Origin of the sequence: Sanguibacter inulinus, from assembly GCF_013415325.1 — a bacterium.
GTDB lineage: Bacteria > Actinomycetota > Actinomycetes > Actinomycetales > Cellulomonadaceae > Sanguibacter > Sanguibacter inulinus.
In genome coordinates this window covers 34,049-59,742 of sequence record NZ_JACBYE010000021.1, presented here as the reverse complement: position 1 = coordinate 59,742, position 25,694 = coordinate 34,049, and the positions used below count along the sequence as shown (strand labels likewise).

At 71.4% G+C, this 25,694-nt stretch carries 23 protein-coding genes and 1 tRNA gene; 18 read left to right on the top strand and 6 right to left on the bottom strand.

Features of this window, described 5'->3' with window-relative positions:
* Positions 1 to 116 precede the first annotated feature (116 nt).
* The 4 genes from HZZ10_RS10170 to HZZ10_RS10155 all read right to left on the bottom strand — a co-directional run bounded on the left by HZZ10_RS10170 (position 117) and on the right by HZZ10_RS10155 (position 3,126).
* Entirely contained in the window at positions 117 to 1,235 is a 1,119-nt protein-coding gene (locus HZZ10_RS10170; RefSeq protein WP_179913415.1) for a Gfo/Idh/MocA family protein, read from the bottom strand.
* Positions 1,208 to 1,912 (bottom strand): ThuA domain-containing protein, encoded by a 705-nt coding sequence (locus tag HZZ10_RS10165; protein WP_179913414.1) that lies wholly within the window; start codon positions 1,910 to 1,912, stop codon positions 1,208 to 1,210. The genes HZZ10_RS10170 and HZZ10_RS10165 overlap by 28 nt, the downstream gene beginning before the upstream one ends.
* A gap of 177 nt (positions 1,913 to 2,089) precedes the next feature.
* Positions 2,090 to 2,479 (bottom strand): hypothetical protein, encoded by a 390-nt coding sequence (locus tag HZZ10_RS10160; protein ID WP_179913413.1) that lies wholly within the window; start codon positions 2,477 to 2,479, stop codon positions 2,090 to 2,092.
* Positions 2,480 to 2,589: 110 nt separating this feature from the next.
* The gene (locus tag HZZ10_RS10155; RefSeq protein ID WP_179913412.1) at positions 2,590 to 3,126 is read right to left on the bottom strand and encodes a hypothetical protein; all 537 of its coding nucleotides are present in this window, start codon (positions 3,124 to 3,126) and stop codon (positions 2,590 to 2,592) included.
* 109 nt (positions 3,127 to 3,235) lie between these two features.
* Between HZZ10_RS10155 and HZZ10_RS10150 the strand changes: the two genes are divergently transcribed.
* Entirely contained in the window at positions 3,236 to 3,673 is a 438-nt protein-coding gene (locus HZZ10_RS10150; RefSeq protein WP_179913411.1) for a GNAT family N-acetyltransferase, read from the top strand.
* Positions 3,674 to 3,807: 134 nt separating this feature from the next.
* On the opposite strand, the gene HZZ10_RS10145 is transcribed toward HZZ10_RS10150, so the two are convergent.
* Both HZZ10_RS10145 and HZZ10_RS10140 read right to left on the bottom strand, forming a co-directional pair.
* Positions 3,808 to 3,883 (bottom strand) — tRNA-Arg (locus HZZ10_RS10145).
* 93 nt (positions 3,884 to 3,976) lie between these two features.
* Positions 3,977 to 4,705, bottom strand: a complete 729-nt coding sequence (locus HZZ10_RS10140; RefSeq protein ID WP_056136923.1) for a FadR/GntR family transcriptional regulator — start codon at positions 4,703 to 4,705, stop codon at positions 3,977 to 3,979.
* Positions 4,706 to 5,035: 330 nt separating this feature from the next.
* Here HZZ10_RS10140 and argS point away from each other — a divergent pair, with 330 nt between their 5' ends.
* From argS to HZZ10_RS10055, 17 genes are all read left to right on the top strand, one after another.
* A complete protein-coding gene (argS, locus tag HZZ10_RS10135) occupies positions 5,036 to 6,715 on the top strand; it encodes an arginine--tRNA ligase (protein WP_056136925.1) in 1,680 nt (559 codons plus the stop codon).
* Positions 6,716 to 6,726: 11 nt separating this feature from the next.
* The gene (gene lysA, locus HZZ10_RS10130; RefSeq protein ID WP_179913421.1) at positions 6,727 to 8,109 is read left to right on the top strand and encodes a diaminopimelate decarboxylase; all 1,383 of its coding nucleotides are present in this window, start codon (positions 6,727 to 6,729) and stop codon (positions 8,107 to 8,109) included.
* Between the two features lie 142 nt (positions 8,110 to 8,251).
* Entirely contained in the window at positions 8,252 to 9,754 is a 1,503-nt protein-coding gene (locus tag HZZ10_RS10125; protein WP_179913410.1) for a hypothetical protein, read from the top strand.
* Between the two features lie 153 nt (positions 9,755 to 9,907).
* Entirely contained in the window at positions 9,908 to 11,035 is a 1,128-nt protein-coding gene (locus tag HZZ10_RS10120) for a heme/hemin ABC transporter substrate-binding protein (RefSeq protein ID WP_179913409.1), read from the top strand.
* Positions 11,032 to 12,072, top strand: a complete 1,041-nt coding sequence (locus tag HZZ10_RS10115) for a FecCD family ABC transporter permease (RefSeq protein ID WP_056136932.1) — start codon at positions 11,032 to 11,034, stop codon at positions 12,070 to 12,072. Before HZZ10_RS10120 ends, HZZ10_RS10115 begins: the two co-directional genes overlap by 4 nt.
* Positions 12,069 to 13,013, top strand: a complete 945-nt coding sequence (locus HZZ10_RS10110; RefSeq protein WP_228087371.1) for a heme ABC transporter ATP-binding protein — start codon at positions 12,069 to 12,071, stop codon at positions 13,011 to 13,013. The genes HZZ10_RS10115 and HZZ10_RS10110 overlap by 4 nt, the downstream gene beginning before the upstream one ends.
* Before the next feature lie 41 nt (positions 13,014 to 13,054).
* Positions 13,055 to 14,062 carry a hypothetical protein gene (locus tag HZZ10_RS10105; protein ID WP_179913408.1) on the top strand — a complete coding sequence of 336 codons (1,008 nt, stop codon included), beginning with the start codon at positions 13,055 to 13,057 and terminating at the stop codon, positions 14,060 to 14,062.
* Between the two features lie 280 nt (positions 14,063 to 14,342).
* Entirely contained in the window at positions 14,343 to 15,653 is a 1,311-nt protein-coding gene (locus tag HZZ10_RS10100; RefSeq protein ID WP_179913407.1) for a homoserine dehydrogenase, read from the top strand.
* On the top strand, positions 15,653 to 16,720 hold the full coding sequence (gene thrC, locus HZZ10_RS10095; protein WP_179913406.1) for a threonine synthase: 1,068 nt from the start codon (positions 15,653 to 15,655) through the stop codon (positions 16,718 to 16,720). Before HZZ10_RS10100 ends, thrC begins: the two co-directional genes overlap by 1 nt.
* 7 nt (positions 16,721 to 16,727) lie before the next feature.
* Positions 16,728 to 17,648, top strand: coding sequence for a homoserine kinase (gene thrB, locus HZZ10_RS10090; RefSeq protein WP_179913405.1), 921 nt, complete (start codon positions 16,728 to 16,730; stop codon positions 17,646 to 17,648).
* 618 nt (positions 17,649 to 18,266) lie between these two features.
* The gene (gene rho, locus HZZ10_RS10085; protein ID WP_179913404.1) at positions 18,267 to 20,570 is read left to right on the top strand and encodes a transcription termination factor Rho; all 2,304 of its coding nucleotides are present in this window, start codon (positions 18,267 to 18,269) and stop codon (positions 20,568 to 20,570) included.
* 217 nt (positions 20,571 to 20,787) lie between these two features.
* Positions 20,788 to 20,997: a 50S ribosomal protein L31 gene (gene rpmE, locus HZZ10_RS10080; protein WP_056136944.1), complete on the top strand. Its 210-nt coding sequence runs from the start codon at positions 20,788 to 20,790 to the stop codon at positions 20,995 to 20,997.
* Between the two features lie 165 nt (positions 20,998 to 21,162).
* Complete coding sequence (gene prfA, locus HZZ10_RS10075) at positions 21,163 to 22,248, top strand: peptide chain release factor 1 (RefSeq protein ID WP_056136946.1); 1,086 nt, start codon at positions 21,163 to 21,165, stop codon at positions 22,246 to 22,248.
* Positions 22,249 to 22,251: 3 nt separating this feature from the next.
* Positions 22,252 to 23,190 (top strand): peptide chain release factor N(5)-glutamine methyltransferase, encoded by a 939-nt coding sequence (gene prmC, locus HZZ10_RS10070; protein WP_179913403.1) that lies wholly within the window; start codon positions 22,252 to 22,254, stop codon positions 23,188 to 23,190.
* Complete coding sequence (locus tag HZZ10_RS10065) at positions 23,187 to 24,017, top strand: L-threonylcarbamoyladenylate synthase (RefSeq protein ID WP_308507546.1); 831 nt, start codon at positions 23,187 to 23,189, stop codon at positions 24,015 to 24,017. Before prmC ends, HZZ10_RS10065 begins: the two co-directional genes overlap by 4 nt.
* Positions 24,014 to 25,141 carry an MraY family glycosyltransferase gene (locus HZZ10_RS10060; RefSeq protein ID WP_179913402.1) on the top strand — a complete coding sequence of 376 codons (1,128 nt, stop codon included), beginning with the start codon at positions 24,014 to 24,016 and terminating at the stop codon, positions 25,139 to 25,141. Before HZZ10_RS10065 ends, HZZ10_RS10060 begins: the two co-directional genes overlap by 4 nt.
* Positions 25,138 to 25,611 carry a Cg1360 family ATP-synthase-associated protein gene (locus HZZ10_RS10055; protein WP_082544233.1) on the top strand — a complete coding sequence of 158 codons (474 nt, stop codon included), beginning with the start codon at positions 25,138 to 25,140 and terminating at the stop codon, positions 25,609 to 25,611. Before HZZ10_RS10060 ends, HZZ10_RS10055 begins: the two co-directional genes overlap by 4 nt.
* Positions 25,612 to 25,694: the final 83 nt, after the last annotated feature.

Sequence of the window (25,694 nt, the reverse complement as noted above, 5' to 3'; positions counted from 1 at the left end):
CGTGCCCTTCGTCTGAGAGGGGGCGAGCCTGTCACTCAGGCAGCGGACAGGCCCGCTGCCTGAGAGGGGGTGAGCTCGTCGCCTGAGACGGACGAGATCTCTCCTGGCGCTCTGCGTCAGGAGAGGCCCCGCCACGTCGCGGCTGCGGTCAGCGGCACGAGGTCGGGTCGAGCGGGTGCACTCGAGATCTGGGTCCGGCGACCGCTGCTCGCGGAGTCGAGCAGCCCTGTCATGACCTCCATGACGTGCAGGCCGACAGCCCCGCTGGCGCGGGCCTGCGCCAGTGCGTCCCCGAGCCCGGCAGCCCCGACCATCTCGAGCAGCCCGACCCCGCGGGAGGAGTCGACGAAGCCGGCACGAGGTGCGACGGTCTCCCACGAGGCGCCACCCCGGGTGAGCAGCTCGACGTCCCCGCCGAAGGTGTTCGGGTCGGGGACCGACACGCTGCCCTCGTCCCCGTAGACCTCGATCGGGCGGGCACGGGTGCCAGGTGCGTCGAAGCTCATGGTGACCGTCGAGATCGCGCCGCCTGCGTGCTCCAGGGTGCCGGCGACGTGCGTGGCGACCTCGACCGGGATCACCTCGCCCGCGCGCGGACCGGAGCCGATCGTGCGGCTGTCGCGCAGCCGCCCTGCCGATCCCGTCACTGCGACGACAGGCCCGAGCAGGTGGACGAGGCTCGTGAGGTAGTACGGCCCCATGTCGAGCAGCGGTCCGCCACCGGGCAGGTAGTAGAAGTCGGGGTGGGGGTGCCAGGCCTCGTGGCCGGCTGAGACCCATGTCGCGACGGCCGCCGTCGGGCGTCCTATGAGGCCAGCGTCGACGACCGCCCGAGCAGTCTGCACCCCTGTCCCGAGGACGGTGTCCGGGGCGCAGCCCAGACCCACCCCCGCCCGTGCGGCAGCGTCGACGACAGCTCGGGAGTCAGCGAGGGTCGCGGCCAACGGTTTCTCGCCGTAGTGGTTCTTCCCGCTGCGTGCACAGGCCAGGGCGACCTGCGCGTGGGCGCCGGGAGTCGTCAGGTCGAGGACGGTCTCGACGTCGTCCGAGGTCAGGAGCTCTTCGACGGTGCTCGCCCGGCTGTCGCGCAGCCGCGCTGCCACGGCCTCGGCGCGTGAGGCGTCCAGGTCGGCGACGGCGGCGATGCGGATCCCAGGGTGCTCCGCGAGCGTGGCGAGGTAGGCATCGAGGATGACACCCAGACCGACTATTCCGACTCCGTGCGGCTGGCCCACAGCAGACCCCTCTCGACGATGGTGCGGACGTTCGGGTCGGCCAAGACCTCGGGGGAGTGACCCGGTGTGGCCACGAAGACGCGCCCCGCGCCCCACAGCCGCGTCCAGACGGCTGGGGAGATGATCGGCCTGTGCCACGGGTGCCACGGACGGACCGGGTGCGTGGTCGTCGCCAGCACGTCGATCAGGTCGTCGTGGAGGACCCAGTACTGCTCGGTGTCGAGCTCGAAGTCTGTGAGGCCCGCGGTGATCTGGTGCTGGTGTCCCTCGGCCGTGATGGTCACGGTGTGCCGGAGATAGTTGTCGCTCGCGTCGCCAGGCCGCTCGTCGGGGTGGCGCCCCGGATGGGTCGCGAACTGCCCGCCGACCAGCTGGAGGTAGTCAGAGCTCGCCCTGTAGGAGTCGGCGATCCCGCCGTGCCACCCGGCAAGACCCGTCCCCGCCTCGACGGCGGACCGCAGCCCGGCGAGCGCCGGTCCGCTGATCTCCGACATCGTCACGCACTGCACCACGAGGTCGACGCCCGCCATCCGGTCGGCGTCGGCGTAGACCTCGTTGTCCGTCTCGATCTCGGTCACGAAGCCCTGCGCCTGCAGGAACGGCACGAAGAGGTCTGTCGCGGCCTCCGGTGAGTGGCCGTCCCACCCCCCGCGCACCACGAGTGCTCTACGTGTCATGTGGGGGCTCCTCGTCGAGTGCGGCACCATCGCCGCGGAAAACGGTCTCCATGTCGATCTTGCACGACGGGCGGAGGGCTTGTCCAGGGCGCGAGCGGCAGCGTCCGTGCGTCGAAGCAGGTCAGAGAGGGTGGATCTGGGGCCTCATGGCTGGGCTCGGTGCACTCCGCTCCTGCGTCAGGCGTCGTAGACGGCGAACCGGCGGCTGGTGCAGATCGCGGCGTGGGCGACTGCGGCGGCTGCGAGGGCGAGGGCCACCCAGAGCATCCTCACCGACGTGGCGTCTGTCTGGAGGTAGTGGAAGGAGCTCGCCGACCCGTCCGGCCACACGCAGAGCAGGCGGCCGTCGAGCCGCACGTCGGCCGAGACCGGCGAGAGGCCAGGTTCGACCGTCGGGAACGCGCCTTCGTCCGCGAGCTGGACGCAGGCCATCCCAGGGCCGTCCCGCAGCGTCGGCGCGTCAGGACCGCCGACGCTCCGCCCGAGAGCGACGACCGTGAGGACCGCGGCCAGGACGAGCATCACCACGACCGTCGGGACCCACCGGGTGCGGATGCCGTGCTTCACGACGCGCCTCTCGTCTGCTGGAGGCAGGTCGAGTACAGGGCGTCGGGGAGCGGTCGTCGCTCGCTCGGGCACGGATCCGCTCTGCTCCCGTCGTGACGGTGCCGGCACGGTCATCGTCCGCGCGTCTTGGGTCTGCCCGGCCGGAACGTCGTCCCGGAGAGCGGCGCGTAGGCGGACCATGTCTCGCCAGACTCCCTCTCGGGCACGGCGCGCTGGAAGCGCTCGCGCTCGGCACGCTCGTGGTCCGCCCACACGGTGAACTGCGCTGCAGCCGCAGGCTGCAGCGGAGGTCCGTCGGAGCGGATGCGCAGCTTCTCCGGTGCGCTGTACGCGTCATGGCTCGAGCGCTCGACGGCGGGGTCGACCTCGACGACGAACTCGGAGCCGAGCGCGCGGGAGATCCTGTAGGCGAGGTCGACACCACGGCGCAGGTGCTCGATCTCAGGGGTCGCGCCGATCCACTCGAAGTCGTCGGGGCGCCGCGAGGAGTACCACTCGGCGTCCCACGCGCGCAGCGCGTCGGTGAGGTTGTCGTCGAGGTGCATCTCCTCGAACCCTCGCGGGTCCGGGAACCACACGGGCGACTCGGCATGACCGACGAAGAGCCGCACGGGGCGGCGGTCGGGGTCGGAGAGGTCGTCCGGCATGAGAGCGACGCTAGCCGAGAGCCGCGAGAGCCGCGAGAGCCGCGAGAGCCGCGAGAGCCGCGAGAGCCGCGAGAGCCGCGAGAGCCGCGAGGGTCGGTAGGATCTCGCCGTGGCGACGACCTTCCGCTCCGCGACGGAGCACGACATCGAGTGGCTGGTCGACCTCCGGGCGGAGGTGCTGCGTGAGGACCTCGAACGTCTCGGCCGCTACGACACCCACCGTGTCCGGCAGCGGATGCGTGACTCCTACGTGCCCACGAGCACCCGCGTGATCGTCGAGGACGGCACGGAGATCGGCTGCGTCACCGTGCGCGTCGAGGACGACGCACGCTGGCTCGAGCACTTCTACCTCGTACCGCGCGCGCACGGGCGAGGGATCGGCAGCCAGGTACTGCGAGAGATCCTCGCCGAGGAGGACCCGCGCCCGTTCAGGCTGAACGTCCTCCAGGGCAGCTCGGCTCGGCGGCTGTACGAGAGGCACGGATTCACCGTGGACTCCGAGGACGAGGTCGACGTCTTCATGACGCGTTCGGCCGGACCGCGCTGACGTGCGGAGCGTCGTCGCAGGGGGGCTGGTCCCTGTCCCTGATCTCACCAGACGAGGTGAGGTGGCTGCCCGCAGCCCGCAGGGCCGGGATTGTGCTGCACGACGTGAGACGCCGCTGCCGCGATCCGCGGCGATGGTGCCCTCGATAGGATTCGAACCTACGACCTTCTGCTCCGGAGGCAGACGCTCTATCCCCTGAGCTACGAGGGCGGGGACCACGATCAGGCGGAGTCTCGCACGTGTCGCGCTGTGCAGACCGCCCGGTCAGGCATGGAGCACACTACCAGCACGACGAGCGCTCCTTCACCTCGGCTGCTGAGGCGACCGTGCTCCTCCGGTCGAGGCTTGGCGAGTCTCGGGACCGTGGGTCGCAGGTCCGCCGGCGATGTACACCGCGAGGTACGACGTGATCTCGTCGATCGCACGCTCCGGGTCGCCTGCCTCGATCGCGTCGACCAGGGCGTCGTGGTCGTCCTCGGACTGCGTGTGCACGAGCCCGATGACGTTGGTGCGGATGTTCGCGCCGATCGCGTCGATGAGGTTCTCGTAGAGAGACAGCAGCACGGGGTTGCCCGCCGCAGCCGCGATGGCACGGTGCAGGGCGAGGTCGGAGGAGACCATGAGGTCGACGTCCCCCGAGGCGAAGGCGTCCTGGCGGGCCGTGTTGAGCTCGCGGAGCACCGCGAGGTCGGCGGGGGAGCGGCGGACGGCTGCGAGCCGTGCCGACTCGACCTCGAGGCTGCGGCGGATCTCGAGGACGTGCTGCTGGTTGGCCCCGGCGATCTCGCGCCCCATGACGACCATGAGCTCGGAGTCGGAGAGCACGTAGGTGCCCGACCCCTGCCTCCTGACGAGCAGACCGGCGTGGACGAGCGACTGCACGGCCTCGCGGACGGTGTTGCGGCCGACGCCGAGGAGCTCGGTCAGCGCGGGCTCTGTCGGGATCTTGCTGCCGACGGGCCAGTCCCCGGAGGTGATGTGCGAGCGCAGCTGGTGGACGGCGCGGTCGATCAACCCTGACTTGTCGCTCATTCCCCGAACTCTCTCCATCGCCTGCCTGGTCCACCCCGTCGCCCGAGGCTGCACCGCGTCATCATCGGAGAGTACGGGAGTCCGGTCCTCTCCGGGCAGGAGTCCGAGTGCGAGATCCGGCGGAGCCCGCGCCGCACGACCGTCGAGCTCGTGACTTCGGAGCGAGGTCGATGGTTCTCCGCGTCGAACTTGCTCGAGACTCACGAGCTCGCTGCAGAGTCGCGAGCTCGCTGGGACGTGCTGGTCGACGGGGCGGGTCGGTGGCTTGGAGGAGGTGCTCGCCTGTGGATGGTGCGTGGGACCTTTGCGGGACTTCGCTAAGATCGAGCGGTGACCCCCAACGAGCTCTCCGAAGCACTCCGCGCTGCCCTCGCCGCCAAGATCGCCGACGGCACCCTGGCCCTCGACCTCGCTGCTCTGCCCGAGCAGATCCTCGTCGAGCGACCGCGCCAGCGCGAGCACGGGGACTGGTCCACCAACATCGCCCTGCAGCTGGCCAAGAAGGCCGGGACGCAGCCGCGCGCCCTCGCCGACGACCTCGCCGTCCGGGTCGCCCAGACGCCGGGCATCAAGAGCGTCGACGTCGCCGGTCCTGGGTTCCTCAACATCACCCTCGACGCAGCCGCAGCGGGCGAGCTCGCCCGCACGGTCATCGACCAGGGTGCCGCCTACGGCCGCGGCGACGCCGAGGCCGGCAAGAAGGTCAACCTCGAGTTCGTCTCCGCCAACCCGACAGGGCCCATCCACATCGGCGGTGTCCGCTGGGCCGCTGTCGGCGACTCGCTCGCCCGCGTCCTCGAGGCCGCCGGCGCCGAGGTGACCCGCGAGTACTACTTCAACGACCACGGGGCGCAGATCGACCGCTTCGCGCGCTCGCTGCTCGCCCGCGCCAAGGGTGAGGACGCCCCCGAGGACGGCTACGGCGGCCAGTACATCCAGGACATCGCCGACGCGGTCCTGGCCGACGTCGCCGCAGCAGGCGAGCCGAACCCCTTGACCCTCCCCGACGACGAGGCCCAGGAGGTCTTCAGGTCGATCGGTGTCGACCGCATGTTCGACGAGATCAAGGCGGCCCTGCACGGCTTCGGCGTCGACTTCGACGTGTACTTCCACGAGGACACGCTCCACGAGACCGGGGCCGTCGACCGCGCGATCGCGCGCCTGAAGGAGTCCGGCCACATGTTCGAGGCCGACGGCGCGACGTGGCTGCGCACGACGGACTTCGGCGACGACAAGGACCGCGTGGTCATCAAGTCGGACGGCCAGGCCGCGTACATCGCGGGTGACATCGCCTACTACCTCGACAAGCGTGAGCGCGGCGCGGACGAGGTCATCATCATGCTGGGCGCGGACCACCACGGGTACGTCGGCCGCATGATGGCCGTGTGCGCAGCCTTCGGCGACGAGCCGGGCACCAACCTGCAGATCCTCATCGGGCAGATGGTCAACCTGCTCAAGGACGGCCAGCCCCTGCGCATGTCCAAGCGTGCTGGCACTGTCGTGACCCTCGAGGACCTCGTCGACGCCGTCGGTGTCGACGCCGCGCGCTACTCCCTGGTGCGATCCTCGACGGACTCGAGCCTCGACATCGACCTCGACCTGCTGTCGAAGGCCACGAACGAGAACCCGGTCTACTACGTCCAGTACGCGCACGCCCGCACAGCCAACGTCGCCCGCAACGCGGCCGACCACGGTGTGCGCCGCGAGGACGCATTCGACCCGTCGCTGCTGACCGCAGAGACCGAGTCGGCGCTGCTCGGCTCCCTCACCGAGTTCCCGCGCGTGATCGCGCAGGCCGCCGAGCTGCGCGAGCCGCACCGCGTGGCCCGCTACCTCGAGGCTCTCGCCGGGGCATACCACAAGTGGTACGCGGACGTCCGCGTCACCCCGGTCGGCGACGAGGAGATCGGCGACACCCACCGCACCCGTCTCTGGCTCAACGACGCGACCCGCCAGGTCCTCGCCAACGGCCTCGCACTGCTCGGCGTGAGTGCCCCGGAGCGGATGTGAGCACGCCCGACGTGAGTGCGACCGGCGCCCCGCAGGTCCCGGCGCCCCTCGACCAGCACGTCTGGCCGACGAGCGCCGACCTCACCCCCGCGGGTGAGCTGGTCCTCGCCGGTCTCCCGGCGACCGACCTCGCCCGAGACTTCGGGACGCCGGCCTTCGTCATGGACGAGAAGCACTTCCGTGACCGGGCCCGCCTGTTCCGCGACTCCTTCACCGAGGCCTTCGCTGCTGTCGGCGCCGAGGTCGACGTCTACTACGCGGGCAAGTCCTTCTTGTCGGTCGCCGTCGCCCGCTGGGCCCGGGAGGAAGGTCTCCGGGTCGACACCTGCACGGGGGGCGAGCTCGCCGTCGCCCTGCGTGCCGGGGTCCCGGGTGCGGAGATCGGCCTGCACGGCAACAACAAGTCGGACGCGGAGATCTCCCGCGCGATCGAGGCCGGTGTCGGCCGGGTCGTCGTGGACTCCTTCGCGGAGATCGACCGCGTCGCCGAGCTCGCTCGCGACGCAGGCCGCGACAGCAGCACCCGTGTGCCCGTCATGGTGCGCGTGACGACAGGCATCCACGCCGGTGGCCACGAGTTCATCTCGACGGCCCACGAAGACCAGAAGTTCGGCGTCTCCCTCACCGGCGGGCAGGCCCTCGCGGCGCTGCGCGCCGTCCTGGACCACCCCGAGCTCGAGCTGCTCGGCGCCCACACGCACATCGGGTCGCAGATCCAGGACGCGGCAGCCTTCGAGGCGAACGCCCGCAAGATGCTCGCGCTGCGCGCCGACCTCGAGACCGAGACGGGATACCTGCTCCCCGAGCTCGACCTCGGCGGTGGCTACGGCATCGCCTACGTCCCCTCCGAGACGCCCATCGACGTGGCAGCCCTCGCCCGCGACCTCGCCGGTGCGGTGGGCGCCGTGTGCGCCGAGCTCGGCACGACGGTCCCGCGCATCTCGATCGAGCCCGGTCGTTCGGTCGTCGGGTCGACCACCGTCACGCTCTACACGGTCGGTGTGGTCAAGCCGGTCACCCTCGACGACGGCAGCGTACGCACCTACGTGTCGGTCGACGGCGGGATGAGCGACAACATCCGTCCTGCCCTCTACGGCGCGGAGTACACGGCCCGCCTCGCCAACCGGTCTGGCTCGGCCGAGACCGTCCGCGCCCGGGTGGTCGGCAAGCACTGCGAGAGCGGCGACATCGTCATCTCCGACATCGAGCTCCCGTCCGACGTCACGCCCGGAGATCTGCTCGCCGTGCCGGCGACGGGTGCCTACGGCCGCTCGATGGCCAGCAACTACAACCACGTGCTGCGCCCGCCCGTGGTGGCCGTGGCCGACGGTGCGGCCCGGGTGATCGTCAGGCGCGAGACCGAGGACGACCTGCTCGCGCTCGACGTCGGCTGAGGCTGCGATGTCCAGCCCAGGGCCCTCCGGGTGACAGCGACGTCCCCGGTCGTCGTCCTGGCTGGACCACGGCTCGGTTGGCACACGGCCGGGTGCTGGCCTGAGCTCTCAGGCCGCCACGACCTCGCGCTACCCTCACCCTGTGGATCGACGACCAGAGCTGCCGACGACGGTGGAGCGCGCCCTGCGTGCCCCGGTCCCTGAGGACGCACCGCACCACATCCCCACGAGCACGGTCCTGCTGGACCGCTCGGTCCTCCTGACCTCGTGGGTCGAAGGACGGGCCGCGACCCGCCTCGGCATCCTCGACCTGCGCACCGGCGGATGGAGCGTGGTGACCGGGGTGCGTGGGATGCTCCGGGCTGCCCAGCCCGGGATCGACGGGCACGCCCTCGTGCTCACGGACCAAGGTCTGTGGGAGATCGATCTCGTCGCCCTGAGCGTCACCCGGAGCCTGCGGACGAAGATCGGCAAGGGCAACGACGAGCTGCGAGCTGAGAGCGACGGCACAGTCGTCGTCGCGGGGTCGGCGTCGACGATGGAGAGCGTCGTCGACCGCTCGACCCTGACCGTGGTCCGGCGCAGGCGCCGGGCTCCGCTCAGGGTCACCCTGCCGACCGCGGCCGCGCGTCGGGCCGGGATCGTCCGTGTGCTCCACGAGGGCTCAGGTGTGCTGGCGGGTGGCACCGCTACCAGAGAGGCTGCGCCGCAGCGGCTGCTCGTGGTGTCGATCGAGGACGGCACCGAGATCGCGTCGGTCGAGCAGCCGACGGGTCTGAGCAGCGTGCACGTGGTGCACGACGGGATCGTCGCGGCAGCCCCGGACCTCGGGCGGTCTCGCAGCCTCACCGCTGTGCTCGGTGTCTTCGGCCCACCACCGCCGGGCACCGTCCCGGGTGCTCTCGACGACCTGGTGGTCGCCGCGACCGCGTCCGCCGAGTCCCTCCTGACCCGGGCGTCACGCCGGAAGCCTGTCCGCACGGTGCACCGCGACCACAGGCTCGAGCCGGGTGCCCACCTCCACGACCTCCGCGTGGAGCGGGTCACCCTCGACGGCTGCTCGGTGGCCCGTGCGGCGGAGGCTGACTCTCGTCCCACGATCTCCCGTGTCCACGTGACCGACCTCGAGCTGCAGGCGAGCACGCTCAGCGGGGCGGTCTTCGAGGACGTCACGATCGACGGTCTGCGGGCCGTGCACGGCTCGGGCTTCCTCTTCGGGTGCGAGCTCCGCCGCGTGACGCTCCGGGGGAGGGTCCGAGGCCTCGTCCTCGCCACCGGGCTCGACGACCCCGACCCCGCGACGGAGGCCCTGTACGCCCGGTGCCACCAGGAGCGCCTCGCCGACCCCGAGTGGATGCTCGACCTGACGGAGGCCACCGGAGACCTCACGATCCGGGGCTACCCGGCGAGATTCGTCCGTCGCAACCCGGAGCTCCAGGCCGTGGTCACGGCTGAGGCGGTCGCGGACGGCGCCTGGCGATCGGTCGACCCGGGGCGCTCGGCGCTCCGCGTCGCGCTCCACGAGCTCGTCCGTTCCGGCTGGGAGGACGTGATCCTGGTGGCAGACCCGCACGGCGCGCACGCCGACGACGACCTGCGGTACATCCGGGACCTTCGGGACCTCGGAGTCGCGACGCGGGACTGACATGCTGGTCGTGAGGGTCGGCGTCACGCCGGGCCTCGGGCCCTGGAGGTCGACCTGGCCCACGACGGCTCTGGGTTAGGATAGCCATACCTCCTCTCGGGGGTCCTCCCTCGGCGCCGCCCGGCGCTCCCGCGCGACCGCGAACGGACTGACATGACCGGCCACCCCCGCACCGCCCGACGCGACGTGCGGGCTCTCGTCAGCACTGTGGCGGCGGTCGTCGTCGCCGTCGGTCTCGCCGGGTGCCAGGTCGCGTCGCCGCAGGCCGCAGCACCCGCGGTGATCGACGGTGGCACGACGCTCGCCGACGCGACGCTCGTGGACGACCCCAAGGGCTACGTCGGTCCCTCGACGGCGCTGCTCGCCGAGGCGGCGATCCCGGTCCCCGAGTCCGCGCCCACCCCCGCGCTCCCCGCCACGGTCACCGACATGCAGGGGACCGAGGTGACCGTCACGGACACGAGCCGCATCCTCGCGCTCGACGTCTACGGGACCACGTCCCGGATCGTCTACGAGCTCGGTCTCGGTGACAACCTCGTAGGGCGCGACGCCTCGTCGTCCTTCCCCGAGGCCGCCGACCTCCCGCTCGTCACGCAGTCCGGGCACGACCTCAACGCCGAGGCGATCCTCGCGCTCTCGCCGACCCTCATCATCACGGACACGAGCCTCGGCCCGTGGGACGTCGTCCTGCAGATGCGCGACGCCGGGATCCCGGTGGTGGTCGTCGACTCCGAGCGCTCGCTCGAGAACGTCGGGACGATCATCGACCAGGTCGCGGCAGCTGTCGGGCTCCCGGACGAGGGCGCCGCGCTGGCCGAGCGCTCCGCCGCGCAGATCGACGCCAAGATCGCCGAGATCGCGGCCGTCGCACCCCAGGACCCTGCCGAGAGGCTCCGGATCGCCTTCCTCTACGTCCGCGGCCAGGCCGGGGTCTACTACATGTTCGGCACCGACTCCGGGGCGGACACCCTCATCACCGCGCTCGGGGCGACAGACGTCGCGACCGAGATCGGCTGGGAGGGCATGCGCCCGCTCAACGACGAGGGTCTCGTCTCGGCCGCGCCCGACGTCGTGCTCGTCATGACCAAGGGGCTCGAGTCCGCGGGCGGAGTCGACGGGTTGCTCGAGGCGATCCCCGCGCTCCAGAGCACACCCGCGGGGGAGAACCGCCGGATCGTCGACATGAGCGACAACGAGATCCTCAGCTATGGACCCGGGACTGCCGACGTCCTCGACGCCCTCGCCGTCGCCCTCTACGCACCCGCGGCGCCTGCCTCGTGACCACCCGCTCCGCCAAGGTGACCCTGCTCTTCGTCGGGCTCGCAGTCGCGCTGCTCGCCTTCGCCGTGATCTCTGCGGGCAGCGGCCAGCTGGCCATCCCGCCCGGTGAGGTCTTCGGGTCGGTCCTCGGCCGGCTCGGCATCGCGACCGACGGCGTCACCCACCCGAACGGCGAGGCCGCGCTCTGGTCCATCCGCTTCCCGCGGGTCGTGATGGCCGTGCTCGTCGGAGCTGCCCTGGCCTCGGCCGGTGCGCTCATGCAGGGTGTGTTCGGCAACCCGCTCGCCGATCCCGGTGTCGTCGGCGTGTCGTCCGGCGCAGCCCTCGCCGCCTGCACGGTCATCGTCTTCGGCTGGACCTTCTTCGGGACCTGGACCGTCGCCGTCTTCGCCTTCGTCGGTGGGCTCGTCACCACGCTGCTCGTCTATCTCGTGTCGAGGTCGGGGGGACGCACCGAGGTCGTGACCCTCGTGCTCACAGGTGTCGCGGTCAACGCCATGTGCGGGGCGGGCATCGCCTTCCTCACCTTCCTCGGCGACCAGCAGGCCCGCGAGCAGATCGTCTTCTGGCAGCTCGGCAGCCTCAACGGGACGCGCTGGCAGTACGTGACCGTCGTCCTGCCGCTCGTGGTCGTGGGGCTCGTCGGCGTCATGATGCTCGCACGGCGCCTGGACCTGCTGTCCCTCGGGGAGCGGTCGGCCCGTCACCTCGGCGTGGACGTCGAGCGGCTGAGGATCGTGTCGGTCGTCCTCGTCGCGCTGCTCACCGCTGCGGCAGTCGCCTTCTGCGGCATCATCGCCTTCGTCGGCCTCGTGGTCCCGCACCTGGTCCGGATGATCGTCGGGCCCGGGCACCGCGTCCTGCTCCCCGCCTCCGCGCTCGGCGGGGCGGTGCTGCTGCTCGCCGCCGACCTCGTCGCCCGGACGGCAGTCGCCTACGCAGACCTGCCGATCGGCATGCTCACGGCGCTCGTCGGTGGGCCGTTTTTCTTCTGGCTCATCCGCCGGACACGACGCACCGCCGGAGGCTGGGCATGACGCACCGTCGCCGGACCCCGGGCCCGCAGGACCACGCACCGACCCCGGGCACCGTCGTGCTCAGCGCGCACGACGTGCACGTCGCCTTCGACGGTGTGCCGATCGTCAGCGGCGTCGACCTCGAGCTCCGGGCAGGCGAGGTCCTCGCCCTGGTCGGGCCCAACGGTGCCGGCAAGTCGACGTTGCTCTCCGTGCTCGCCGGAGACCTCGCACCGAGCTCCGGGACCGTACGGCTGCACGGTGAGGACCTCCACGGGCTCCGGCTGTCGGACCTCGCGCGCCGACGCGCCGTGCTGCTGCAGGAGCAGCGGCTGTCTTTTCCCTTCCACGTCGAGGACGTGGTCCGGATGGGCCGTGCGCCGTGGCGCGGGCTCCCCGAGGAGGACGACGACGACACCGTGGTCGCCCGGTCGATGGAGATCTCCGAGGTCACGCACCTCGCGCCGCGGCTCTTCCCGACCCTCTCCGGCGGGGAGAAGGGGCGCGCGTCCTTCGCACGGATCCTCGCCCAGGGCACGCGCGTCCTCATGCTCGACGAACCGACGGCCGCCCTCGACATCCGCCACCAGGAGGCTGTCCTGGTCCAGGCGCGCGAGCAGGCCGCCGCGGGGGACGCCGTGGTCGTGGTGCTCCACGACCTGACCCTGGCCGCCGCCTACGCCGACGTCGTCGCCGTGCTCGACGGTGGTCGCCTGAGCGGATACGGGGTCCCGCGCGACGTCATGACCTCCGACCTGCTCACCGAGGTCTACAGGTACCCGATCGACGTCTTCGAGCACCCCGACCGCGGAGAGCTCGTGGTGCTGCCCGTGCGCGAGCACGCTGTGCGACCGACGCCGGGAGAGACGGAGCGCCAGTCGTCGATCCTCTCGAAGGGGCCGTGCGACCTCCCACCGGACGACCCGCGCGACCTCCCGCCCGACAGCCCGACCCTGCCCTGATCTCTCGTCCCGCTCTCACCCCGCTCTCCCAGGAGGACCCTGTGCTGCGAACCGTCACCCGACGACCGTCTGCCACCCGTCATGGCCTCACCCGCACCGGGGTGGCGCTGCTGCTCGCGAGCGTCGGGCTCGTCGGGCTCTCGACGACGGCCTCGGCCGAGGCGCAGGTCACCGTGGCCGACGAGTCCGGCGCGGCGGTCAGCACCGTCGCCGCCGGCGGCGTCGTGACGGTCTCGGGGACAGGTTTCCAGTCCGTCCAGGGCGGTGCCGGCGGCATCTACGTCGTGTTCGGGTGGGTCGACGACCCCGAGGGCGGGTCGTGGCGACCGAGCGAGGGTGGCGCGACGGGTGCCGACTACCTCTACGCCCCGGACACCGAGGACGCGCAGAACGCGGGCTTCCAGCGCTTCGTCGCCTTCCCCGGGGCTGGCACGGCCGTCGCGGCCAACGGTGGTGAGATCGCCGCCGACGGCACCTGGACCACACCCCTGACCGTGCCGTCGGCCCAGTTCGAGGCCGTGGACCGTGCGGGTGCTGCGGTGCCCGTCGACTGCACGCAGGTGCAGTGCGGGATCATCACCTTCGGTGCGCACGGCATCAAGAACGCGACCAACGAGACCTTCACCCCCGTCACCTTCGGCGACCCTGCGGCAGACGCTGCGGCTGCGGAGGCCGCCGCTGCCGAGGCAGCAGCGGCTGAAGAGGCTGCGGCAGCCGAGCAGGCTGCCCCCTCGGACGAGGTCACGACCGAGGACGCGTCGACCGAGGCGACCGACCCTTCTGAGGCCGGCACCGAGGCTACCGACGCCCCCACGGACTCGCCCACGCCCGGGACCGACGACGACGCGCTGCTGTCGCCGGGTCTGCGCCTCGCGCTCTCGATCGCGGGTGGGGTCGCTGCCCTCACGGTCCTGGTCGTGCTCGGCATCCGCAAGATCCGTGCCCGCGAGGCGCAGGGGTCCACGACCGGTGCCCCCGCAGCCCCGCAGACCGGCGAGGTGCCAGACGACGACACCTCCAGCGACGAGGGTCCAGGCACCGGTCGCTGATCGACCTTCGGACCCTTCGGGCCTGCGCTGCAGACCCGTGGTCGTCCACAGCACGACCTCGCGAGGCTCTGCCCGCACGGCGCCGGACGGGCGGCTCGCCCGCCTCGACGGAGCGCGTATCCTGTGGGCGTCCGCCCGACGAGCAGCCTCTGCGGCCGTCCGTCGTGCGCCCCTCTCGCCCCAGCACCACCAGCTCGACCTCGTCCCACCAGCTCGACCATGACCGACCGGCGCGGCTGCAACCCAAGGTGCCCAGCCGCACCGACCGACGACCTGAAGGGTGGCCACAGTGCCCGCTCCATCGGCGCTCCGCGTCGCACTCCTCGGCTGCGGGGTGGTCGGGACCCAGGTCGCGCGCCTGCTGTCCGACCAGTCCGACGACCTCGCTGCGCGCGTCGGCGCCAGGCTCGAGCTGGTCGGCATCGCCGTCCGGGACGCCGCCGCGCCCCGTGACCCGTCGATCGACCGTGCGCTCCTCACCGAGGACGCCGAGACGCTCGTCGACGGAGCGGACATCGTCATCGAGGTCATGGGCGGCATCGAGCCTGCGCGCACCCTGCTGCTGCGCGCGATCGCCGGTGGGGCGTCGGTCGTCACGGCCAACAAGGCCCTGCTCGCCGAAGACGGCCCCACGCTCTACCGCGCGGCCGACGAGGCCGGGGTCGACGTGTACTACGAGGCTGCGGTCGCGGGGGCGATCCCGATCGTCCGACCCGTGCGCGAGTCGCTCGCCGGAGACACGATCCAGCGGGTGCTGGGCATCGTCAACGGCACCACCAACTACGTCCTCGACCAGATGGCCACCCACGGCCTCGCCCTCGACGACGCGGTCCGGCAGGCCCAGGAGCTCGGCTTCGCCGAGTCCGACCCGACCGCCGACGTCGAGGGCTACGACGCCGCCGCCAAGGCTGCGATCCTCGCGTCCCTCGCCTTCCACACCCGCGTGACCATCGACGACGTGAGCCGTGAGGGCATCACCTCCGTCACCGCCGAGGACGTCGCCTGGGCACGCCAGACCGGTCACGTCATCAAGCTGCTCGCCATCTGCGAGGCGAGCGAGGCCGGGGTGTCCGCCCGCGTGCACCCCGCGCTCGTCCCTGAGCAGCACCCGCTCGCAGGCGTCCGCGGCGCGTTCAACGCCGTGTTCGTCGAGGCCGAGGCCGCCGGTGAGCTCATGTTCTACGGACGCGGAGCAGGCGGCGCGCCGACAGCCTCGGCAGTCCTCGGTGACGTCGTCTCGGTCGCCCGGCACCGCGTCCTCGGGGGCAAGGGCCCGGCCGAGTCGCACTACGCGCAGCTGCCGATCGCACCGGCGTCGTCAGCCGTGACGCGCTACCAGGTGCGGATCGCCGTCTCCGACCGACCGGGTGTGCTCGCCCAGGTCGCCCAGGTCGTGGCCGAGCACTCGGTCTCGATCGAGGCGGTCCGCCAGGCACCGATCGAGAGTGCCCTCGACGGCGTGACCGCCGCCCACCTCGTCATCACCACGCACCACGCACCGGAGTCGGCCCTCGCCGGCACCGTGGCCGCGATCGCCGACCTGGACGCCGTCCAGGGCATCCTGTCCGTCCTGAGAGTTGAAGGTTCCTGATGGCCCACGTGTGGCAAGGCATCATCCGCGAGTACGCCGACCTGCTGCCCGAGCACCTCACCACGCACGTCGTCACCCTCGGCGAGGGTGGTACGCCGCTCGTCCCCGCCCCGGCGCTCTCCGCGCTCACGGGTGCTGAGGTCTTCCTCAAGGTCGAGGGCATGAACCCGACAGGCTCCTTCAAGGACCGCGGCATGACGACCGCGATCTCGGCTGCCGCGCACAAGGGTGCCAAGGCTGTCGTCTGCGCCTCGACGGGCAACACCTCGGCCTCGGCTGCTGCCTACGCGACCGCCGCAGGGATGACCTGTGCCGTGCTCGTGCCGGACGGCAAGATCGCGATGGGCAAGCTCAGCCAGGCGATCGCGCACGGCGCCAAGCTGCTCCAGGTCGACGGGAACTTCGACGACTGCCTCGTCGCGGCGCGCAAGCTGGCCGAGGCGTACCCTGTCGAGCTCGTCAACTCGGTCAACCCCGACCGCATCCAGGGCCAGAAGACCGGCTCCTTCGAGGTCGTCGACGTGCTCGGCGACGCGCCGACCATCCACGCGCTCCCTGTCGGCAACGCCGGCAACATCACCGCCTACTGGAAGGGCTACGTCGAGTACCTCGAGGCCGGGGTCTCCACGCACCTCCCGCAGATGTGGGGCTTCCAGGCTGCGGGCGCCGCGCCCATCGTGGCCGGCCACCCGATCACCGACCCCGAGACCATCGCGACGGCGATCCGCATCGGCAACCCCGCCTCGTGGGAGCAGGCCGTCGAGGCCCGCGACACGTCGAAGGGTGTCATCGAGTCCGTCACCGACGAGCAGATCCTGCTCGCGCACCGCATCCTGTCGGCCGAGGTCGGCGTCTTCGTCGAGCCCGCCTCGGCTGCGGGCGTCGCCGGGATCATCTCCCGCGCCGAGCGTGGTCTGGTGCCCGCCGGGGCGCGGATCGTCGTGACCGTCACGGGGCACGGTCTCAAGGACCCGCAGTGGGCGCTGCGGACCGCAGACGGCTCGGAGATCGTCCCGCAGCGGGTCACCGCCGACGTGGTCTCGATCGCCGACGCCCTCGGTCTCTGAGCCCGCGATGAGGCTCGGAGCCGACCACGTCCGTGTCCAGGTCCCGGCGACGAGCGCGAACCTCGGCCCGGGCTTCGACAGCCTCGGTCTGGCGCTCGGCCACCACGACCACCTCGAGGTCCGCACCATCGATTCTGACGAGGTGCGGGTCGACGTCGTCGGCGAGGGTGCGGGCGAGGTGCCCTCTGACGAGCGGCACCTCGTCGTCAGGTCGCTGCGCCGCGGCCTCGACCACGTCGGGGCGCCCCGGACCGGGCTGCACCTGAGCTGCACCAACCGGATCCCGCACGGCCGGGGCATGGGGTCGTCGGCTGCCGCCGTGGTCTCGGGTCTGCTGGCTGCCCGCGGGTTGCTCGAGGACCCCGCGAGCCTCGACGACGCGACGGTCCTGGCCCTCGCGACAGAGCTCGAGGGTCACCCCGACAACGCGGCCCCGGCGATCTACGGCGGTGCGACGGTCGCCTGGACATCCGGGGGTGCGGCTCGCGCCGCCCGCCTCGAGGTGCACCCTGACGTCGAGACGACAGTCGTCGTCCCGGTCGTGCGGCTCGCGACGTCGACAGCCCGCGGTGTGCTGCCCTCGGTGGTCCCGCACGTCGACGCCGCCTTCACGGCCGGACGCGCCGCTCTGCTCGTGCACGCGCTGGCCTCCGACCCCTCGTTGCTGCTCGACGCGACCGAGGACAGGCTCCACCAGGGCTACCGCTCCTCGGTCATGACCAGCACGTGGGAGCTCGTCGAGCGCCTGCGTGAGCGGGGTGAGGCGGCCACGGTCTCCGGCGCTGGGCCGACGGTCCTCGTGATGGGACGTCGCCAGGACCGTGCCCGTCTGGACGCCGTGCTCGACGAGATCCTCGCCGGGTCCTCCGGCTGGGCAGTCTTGCACCCGGAGATCGACCGCAGCGGCGCCACGGTCGACCGTCTCTGAACGACCTGGACGGCGAGGTCGCACGTCCGCCCGCGAGGTCGGACGTCCGTCGGTGAGGTCGGACGCCTGCTGGCGAGGTCGCACGTCCGCCCGCGAGGTCGCACGTCTGCCCCCGAGGTCGCACGGACACGCCGTCTCGGGGGCGCCGGCCCCACATTCTGGCGTGTCTGTACGACCTCGTGAGAGTGGGTGCGACCTCGGTGGGGAGTGGGTGCGACCTCGGTGGGGGAGGGCGTGCGACGTCCGGTGGGGGTGCCGCCTGAGATCACCCGGTGGGCACCCGGAGCCCGGGAATCACGCGGGTCGTCCGGTGTTATAGTGGGTGCAGTTTCCTGCTATGCCCGGCTTCTGAGCCGGGATGCAGCGTGCCGCGGGTGTGCAGTCGACATCGCGGAAGCCACCCACAGCGCATCATCGGCGAGTGCTCCTGCTCTCTGCGGACAGCATCGATGGTCGCCACGGCACACACGCGGGAAGCACTCCGAACCGTGTCACCTCTCGACGTCTGTCGTCGCGTGACGCGTTCCTACTACGTCCCGGCCGCATCGGTGCCGGACGTCGACCGCCCGCAGCCTCCTCGCCTCCCGTCGTGGCTGTGTACGAGGGGAAGGGTCCTTCGTGACTGACACCATCGACGCCACCGAACGCAGCAACGCTGCTGGTGGCACAGCCCGCACCGGCGCGATCTCCGCGCTGAGGCTCCCAGAGCTCCAGGCGCTCGCCTCCCAGCTCGGGGTCAAGGGCACGTCCAAGATGCGCAAGAGCGATCTTGTCGACGCCATCAAGTCGACGCAGGGTGGTGGCTCCGGCCGTTCCGCCGCAGCGTCGAAGGCCCCGGCGGCCTCTGCAGCGCCGGCCCGCGAGGACGACCGTCCGGCGAGGTCTCGGACCGAGGCTCCCGCAGACGCTCCCGCGTCCACCACCACCAGCCGCGACGAGAGCGCCAGCCGCGAGAGCTCGACGCGCCGCGACGAGAGCGCCAGCCGCGACGGCTCCACGAGCCGCGACGAGAGCGCCAGCAGCGCCGACTCCACCACCCGTGACGAGACGTCCGGCCGCAGCGCCCAGCGTGGGTCACGCCGCTCCGGCCGGTCCGAGGCGCCCGCGGTGTCCTCGTCCCCTGTCTCTTCGCCCGCCGAGATCTCTCTCGACGGCCCTGAGCTCTCCCGCGTCCGTTCTGAGCGCGCCGAGGTGCGCCTCGCCGCAGGCGAGACCGCCGACGAGCGCGCAGCCCGCGCGAAGGACGCCGTCGTCGACGTCACCCTGCCTCCCCGTCGGGACCGTGGCTCGCGCCGCGCCGGCCGCTCGGCCGGTGCCGCCGGCGACGCGCCCCAGGGCGAGGACGCCCAGCGCACCGAGCAGCGTGGCGGCGACCAGCAGCGTGGCGCCGACAAGCAGACCGGGGCCGACAAGCAGTCCGGCGACGGACAGCAGACCCGTGCGAGCCGCCAGAACCGCGACGGCCAGCCGACGCGGGACAGCCAGTCTCGTGACCAGCAGACGCGCGACGCCCAGCAGACCCGCGACCAGCAGGCCCGCGACGCCCAGCGCACCACCGACCGCGGCACCGGCGCGACCGACCGTCCCTCTGACGAGGACGACGAGCGCGGCGGCCGTCGTCGTCGCGGACGCGACAGGTTCCGGGACCGTGACCGCGACCGCGACCGTGGGAAGCGCAGCCGAAGCCGCAACGGCGGACCCGACCTGAGCTTCGACGACATCGAGGTCAACGACGACGACGTCCTGCTCCCCGTCGCCGGCATCCTCGACATCCTCGAGAGCTACGCCTTCGTCCGGACCAGCGGCTACCTGCCCGGTCAGAACGACGTCTACGTCTCCCTCAACCAGGTCAAGAAGTCAGGTCTGCGCCGCGGTGACGCCATCACCGGTGCCGTCCGCCAGCCTCACGAGGGCGACACGAGCGGCCAGGCCACGGCCGGGCGCCAGAAGTACAACGCGCTCGTCCGCCTCGACAGCGTCAACGGCATGTCTCCCGAGGAGGCGCGCACCCGCCCGGACTTCTCCAAGCTGACGCCGCTCTACCCGCAGGAGCGCCTGCGCCTGGAGATGCCGGACCCGACACGTCTGACCCCGCGCGTGATCGACATCGTCGCCCCGATCGGCAAGGGCCAGCGCGGCCTCATCGTCGCGCCGCCGAAGGCCGGCAAGACGATCATCATGCAGCAGATCGCCAACGCGATCACGACGAACAACCCTGAGGTCCACCTCATGGTCGTGCTCGTCGACGAGCGGCCTGAAGAGGTCACCGACATGGAGCGCACGGTCAAGGGCGAGGTCATCGCCTCGACCTTCGACCGCCCCGCGTCGGACCACACGATCGTCGCCGAGCTCGCGATCGAGCGCGCCAAGCGTCTCGTCGAGCTCGGCCAGGACGTCGTCGTGCTGCTCGACTCGCTCACCCGTCTGTCCCGCGCGTACAACCTCGCGGCCCCGGCCTCGGGCCGCATCCTCTCGGGTGGTGTCGACGCCTCGGCGCTGTACCCGCCCAAGCGGTTCTTCGGTGCGGCGCGCAACATCGAGAACGGTGGCTCGCTCACCATCCTCGCCTCGGCGCTCGTCGAGACCGGCTCGAAGATGGACGAGGTGATCTTCGAGGAGTTCAAGGGCACAGGCAACATGGAGCTGCGCCTCGCGCGGTCCCTCGCCGACAAGCGGATCTTCCCGGCGGTCGACGTCAACGCGTCGGGGACCCGCCGCGAGGAGATCCTCATGGCCCAGGACGAGCTCAGGGTCATCTACAAGCTGCGTCGCGTCATGGGTGCGCTCGACCACACCCAGGCGATCGAGCTGCTGCTCGGCAAGCTCAAGGACACCAAGTCCAACGTCGAGTTCCTCATGCAGGTGCAGAAGACGACACCGAGCGGGCTCGTCGACGACGAGAACGCCGGGCGCACCGTCTGAACCCTGCAGCACCTGCTGGCTCCGGCCGCAGAACCACCTGTCGTACTGCCGCACCTGCTCGTCACAGAGCCGGTGCGGCGGTGCGGTACGACGCCAGGACGACCGTCGGGACTATTCCGGTCCCCCCGGTGGTTGTGGCATGATGTCCCGTTGGCTTCTGGTTCACGGGGACGGTCCTGTCCTCGACCCAGACGCACGAACCAAGGAGATGCACCCCATGAAGGCTGGAATCCACCCCGAGTACGTCGACACCACGGTCACCTGCACCTGTGGCAACACGTTCACGACCCGTAGCACCCAGACCTCCGGACAGATCTCGTCCGACGTCTGCTCCGCCTGCCACCCGTTCTACACGGGCAAGCAGAAGATCCTCGACACCGGTGGCCGCGTCGCCCGCTTCGAGGCTCGCTACGGCAAGAAGTCCTAGCACCTCTCCAGCGCCGGTGAGACGATCCGCCGACAACCTCTCCAGGGGCAGTCGGACGGTGTCTCACCGGCGCTGTTGCTATTCCCGGGCGGGCGGCCTCCAGGCGCCGTCCAGCGCGACCCGTCCAGCGCACCCCACACGCACGCACGCAGGCAGGAACCCCAGATGAGTGAGACCTTCGTGGCAGCCGAGCCGCTGATGGCCGAGCACGCAGAGATCGAGCAGCAGCTCGCGGACCCTGCGGTGCACGCCGACGCGGCCCGCGCCCGGACGCTCGGGCGTCGCTACGCCGAGCTCAACCAGGTGGTCGCCGCGTACCGCGGCTGGCGTTCCGCCGTCGACGACGCCGAAGCAGCGGCCGAGCTCGCCGCCGAGGAGCCCGCCTTCGCCGAAGAGCTCCCCGCGCTGACAGCCGCCGCGACCGACGCCGCGGAGAAGCTGCGCCGCGTGCTCATCCCGCGTGACCCCGACGACGGACGCGACGTGATCCTCGAGATCAAGGCAGGGGAGGGCGGCGAAGAGTCTGCGCTGTTCGCCGGCGACCTGCTCCGCATGTACCTGCGCTACGCCGAGCGGCGCGGCTGGAAGACCGAGATCATCGAGGCCACGGAGTCCGACCTCGGCGGCTACAAGGACGTCCAGGTCGCCGTGAAGGCGAAGGGCACCGTGGCACCCGAAGACGGCGCCTGGGCCAACCTCAAGTACGAGGGCGGTGTCCACCGCGTGCAGCGGGTCCCCGTGACGGAGTCGCAGGGCCGCATCCACACCTCCGCAGCAGGGGTCCTGGTGTTCCCCGAGGTCGAAGACGCCGGAGAGCTCGAGATCGACCAGAACGACCTGCGCATCGACGTCTACAGGTCGTCGGGCCCCGGTGGCCAGTCGGTCAACACGACGGACTCCGCAGTCCGCATCACCCACATCCCGACGGGGATCGTCGTGTCGATGCAGAACGAGAAGTCTCAGCTGCAGAACCGCGAGCAGGCCATGCGCGTGCTCCGCGCCAGGCTCCTGGCTGCGCGCCAGGAAGAAGAGGCCGCCGCGGCCAACGACATCCGTCGTTCCCAGGTGCGCACCGTCGACCGCTCCGAGCGCATCCGCACGTACAACTACCCGGAGAACCGGATCGCGGACCACCGCACGGGGTACAAGTCCTACAACCTCGACCAGGTGCTCGACGGCGACCTCGAGCCCGTGGTCCGCTCGGCCATCGAGGCAGACGAGGCCGCCCGCCTCGCCGCCGCCGGCAGCTGAGACGTGGCCGAGGTGACCCTCGCGACGCTCGACGTGTCGCAGACCGCCGACGTGCTGGTCCGTGCCGTGGCCCGTGAGCTCGCCGCTGCAGGGATCGAGACGCCCCGCGTCGACGCCGAGATCCTCGTCGCCCACGCGGCCGGCGTGTCCCGTGGCGACCTCCAGCACGCGGCCCTGCTGGGCCGGGCCGTGCTCGCCGACCAGGAGCAGGTCGACCGCCTCCGCAGCCTCGCGACCTCCCGCGCGGAGCGGTTGCCGCTCCAGCACCTGACCGGTACGGCTCCGTTCCGCCACGTCGAGCTCGAGGTCGGGCCCGGCGTGTTCGTCCCGAGGCCCGAGACCGAGGTCGTCGCGCAGGTGGCCGTCGACGAGGCGCTGCGCGTGGTCGCCGAGCGCGGCAGCGTCGTCGTGGTCGACCTCTGCACGGGGTCGGGCGCGATCGCCGTCGCGATCGCCCAGGAGGTGCCGCGGGCGCAGGTGCACGCCGTCGAGCTCGACGCCGCCGCCCACGCCTGGGCCCTGCGCAACTTCGAGAGGCTCGCGCCGGGTGTCACGCTCGTCCGTGGGGACGCACGGACCGCGCTGTCCGCGCTCGACGGCCGCTGCGACGTGGTCGTGTCCAACCCGCCGTACGTGCCGACGGGCGCTGTGCCCAAGGACCGCGAGGTCGCCGAGCACGACCCTGCTGTCGCGCTCTACGGGCTCGGTGCGGACGGCCTCGAGGTGCCTCGCGGCGTCACCCGAGCGGCCGCACGTCTGCTGGTCCCGGGCGGGCTGTACGTGATGGAGCACGCCGAGGTGCAGGACGCAGGTGCCCGCCAGATGGTCGACGCGACGGGTGACTTCGAGGGGATCCACACCCGTCCCGACCTCACAGGACGTCACCGGATGGTCGTGGCTCGTCGAAGCAGCGCGAGGATCGTGGAAGACTCGTCGTCGTGAGTACGTCCGCGATCCGCCCTGCACACGACCCGTCCACCTGGGGCCCGTCCCTCGACGAGGCCGTCAACACCGTCCAGGCGGGGGGCCTCGTCGTCCTCCCCACCGACACCGTCTACGGCATCGGGGCAGACGCCTTCGACGCCGACGCCGTCGCCGCGCTGCTCGCGGCCAAGGGGCGCGGCCGGCAGATGCCGCCGCCCGTCCTCGTCGGCTCGGTCGCGACTCTCGACGGTCTCGCGACCGACGTGCCCGACGGCGCGCGCGCCCTCGCGGCCAGGTTCTGGCCCGGAGCGCTCACCCTGATCCTCACCGCCCAGCCGTCCCTCGCCTGGGACCTCGGCGACACGCACGGCACCGTCGCGCTGCGCATGCCCGACCACCCCACGGCCCTCGCGCTGCTCGCGCGGACCGGACCGATGGCCGTCTCGAGCGCCAACCGCACCGGGAACCCTGCCGCCACGACGGCCGCCGACGCGCACGAGCAGCTGGGTGCCTCGGTCCGCACCTACCTCGACGCGGGCGAGGCCCCCGGCGGCGTCGCGTCGACGATCGTCGACGCGACGGGGGAGACCCTCCGGGTCGTCCGCGCCGGGGCGATCTCCCTCGAGGAGCTCCGGACGGTCACGGCTGTCGAGGACATCCTCCCGCCCGAGCCCGAGCCCGAGCCCGAGCCCGAGGGCGCGCCTGAGGGCGCGCCTGATGCGTCTGACTCGGTCGCTGGTGCGTCCGAGCACTCCGAGCCTGCTGGACCTGTCGAGCCCGGAGAGCGTGCCGAGGGTGTCGCGCCCCCGACCGACCCCGACCGGCCCGGTGGCGACGCCGGGTGAGGGTCTACCTGCTGGTCATGCTCGTCGCGGCAGCCGTCACGTACCTCGCGACCCCCTTCGCGCGCTGGCTCGCCGTCCGGACCAACGCCGTGACCGCCGTGCGCTCGCGCGACGTCCACACCATCCCGACCCCACGGCTGGGCGGCGTCGCGATGCTGCTCGGTCTGGGGGCAGCCTTCCTCTTCGCCTCTCAGATGCCCTTCCTAGAGGGTGTCTTCGAGGTCAACAACAACGCGTGGGTGATCCTCGGGGCCGGTGCGATCGTCTGCCTGCTCGGGGTCGCCGACGACATCTGGGACCTCGACTGGATGACCAAGCTCGCGGGTCAGGTGCTGGCCGCAGGTCTCATGGCGTGGCAAGGGGTCCAGCTCATCACCGTGCCGATCGGCGGTCTGACGATCGGGTCGAGCCGGATGTCGCTCTTCGTCACCGTGATCTCGGTCGTCGTCGCGATGAACGCCGTGAACTTCGTCGACGGTCTCGACGGTCTCGCGGCCGGCATGATCGCGATCGGCGGGGCCGGGTTCTTCGTCTACACCTATCTGCTGACCCTCGAGTCGAGCCCCGGGGACTACTCCAACCTCGCGACGGTGATCCTGTCTGCCCTGGTGGGGGTCTGTCTGGGCTTCCTGCCGCACAACTTCCACCCGTCGAAGATCTTCATGGGTGACTCCGGCTCGATGCTCCTGGGTCTGACCATCGCCGCCGCCGCGATCGTCGTGACGGGACAGATCGACCCCGAGCAGGCCTCCGACCGTCAGAAGATCCCCGCGTTCATCCCGATATTGCTGCCCGCAGCGGTGCTCATGCTGCCGCTGCTCGACATGGGTCTGGCTGTCGTCCGCAGGGTCCTGGCGGGAAAGTCGCCGTTCCACCCGGACCGCATGCACCTGCACCACAGGCTCCTGCAGCTCGGCCACTCGCACCCGCGCGCCGTCGTCATCATGTACCTGTGGAGCGCGGTCTTCGCCTTCGGTACAGCGGCCCTGGTCGTCGTGCCCTGGCAGACCGTCCTGGCCGGGCTGGGCGTCGCCGTCGTCGTCTCGATCATCCTCACGCTGGGCCCGCTCCGTGGCCGCGAGCGTGGGGCCCGCCACGTCTCCCCCGGAGGACACCACGCATGAGCACCCCCGAGCCCACCCACGACGTCGAGCCTGGTGAGGGCGCCTCGGAGCTCCCCTACGTGCCCGAGCATGTGAGCAAGGAGATCTTCAGGTCGGCGCTGCGCGCGACGCTCGCGCTGCTCGTCGGCCTCGCCGTGCTGGGGGTCGGCATCGGATATCTGGTGTCCGGTACGCCCGGTGTGTGGGCGGCGGCTCTCGGCGTCGGCATCGCCCTGCTCTTCTCCGGGTCGACGATCGCGTCGATGCTCTACACCGCCGACAAGAGCCCGAACACGATGATGGCGGTCCTCATGGGGGTGTGGATCGCCAAGATGGTCGTGCTCGTGGTCATCCTCGCGCTCCTCGGGCAGGCCGACTTCTACGACCGCGTGGTGTTCGCCGTGGTCGTGCTCGTGGGCGTGGTCGGTTCGGCCGGTCTGGACATGTATTCGGTCGTCAAGGGACGTCAGCCCTACGTGTCACCCAGATAGAGTGCTTTAGTCGATTGGTCGTGATGGTTCTGGCAAGATCCAGTCTTCGTCACGCAACGGTGTGGGTTAGGATTCCTCTGATC

What these genes read in the sequence shown, in the direction of transcription:
- HZZ10_RS10120 (WP_179913409.1), top strand. Translation starts at nt 9,908, where the DNA reads ATGACCGGCCACCCCCGCACCGCCCGACGCGACGTGCGGGCTCTCGTC.
- HZZ10_RS10110 (WP_228087371.1), top strand. Translation starts at nt 12,069, where the DNA reads ATGACGCACCGTCGCCGGACCCCGGGCCCGCAGGACCACGCACCGACC.
- HZZ10_RS10165 (WP_179913414.1), bottom strand. Translation starts at nt 1,912, where the DNA reads ATGACACGTAGAGCACTCGTGGTGCGCGGGGGGTGGGACGGCCACTCA.
- prfA (WP_056136946.1), top strand. Translation starts at nt 21,163, where the DNA reads ATGAGTGAGACCTTCGTGGCAGCCGAGCCGCTGATGGCCGAGCACGCA.
- rpmE (WP_056136944.1), top strand. Translation starts at nt 20,788, where the DNA reads ATGAAGGCTGGAATCCACCCCGAGTACGTCGACACCACGGTCACCTGC.
- HZZ10_RS10055 (WP_082544233.1), top strand. Translation starts at nt 25,138, where the DNA reads ATGAGCACCCCCGAGCCCACCCACGACGTCGAGCCTGGTGAGGGCGCC.
- HZZ10_RS10140 (WP_056136923.1), bottom strand. Translation starts at nt 4,705, where the DNA reads ATGAGCGACAAGTCAGGGTTGATCGACCGCGCCGTCCACCAGCTGCGC.
- thrC (WP_179913406.1), top strand. Translation starts at nt 15,653, where the DNA reads ATGGCCCACGTGTGGCAAGGCATCATCCGCGAGTACGCCGACCTGCTG.
- HZZ10_RS10155 (WP_179913412.1), bottom strand. Translation starts at nt 3,126, where the DNA reads ATGCCGGACGACCTCTCCGACCCCGACCGCCGCCCCGTGCGGCTCTTC.
- thrB (WP_179913405.1), top strand. Translation starts at nt 16,728, where the DNA reads ATGAGGCTCGGAGCCGACCACGTCCGTGTCCAGGTCCCGGCGACGAGC.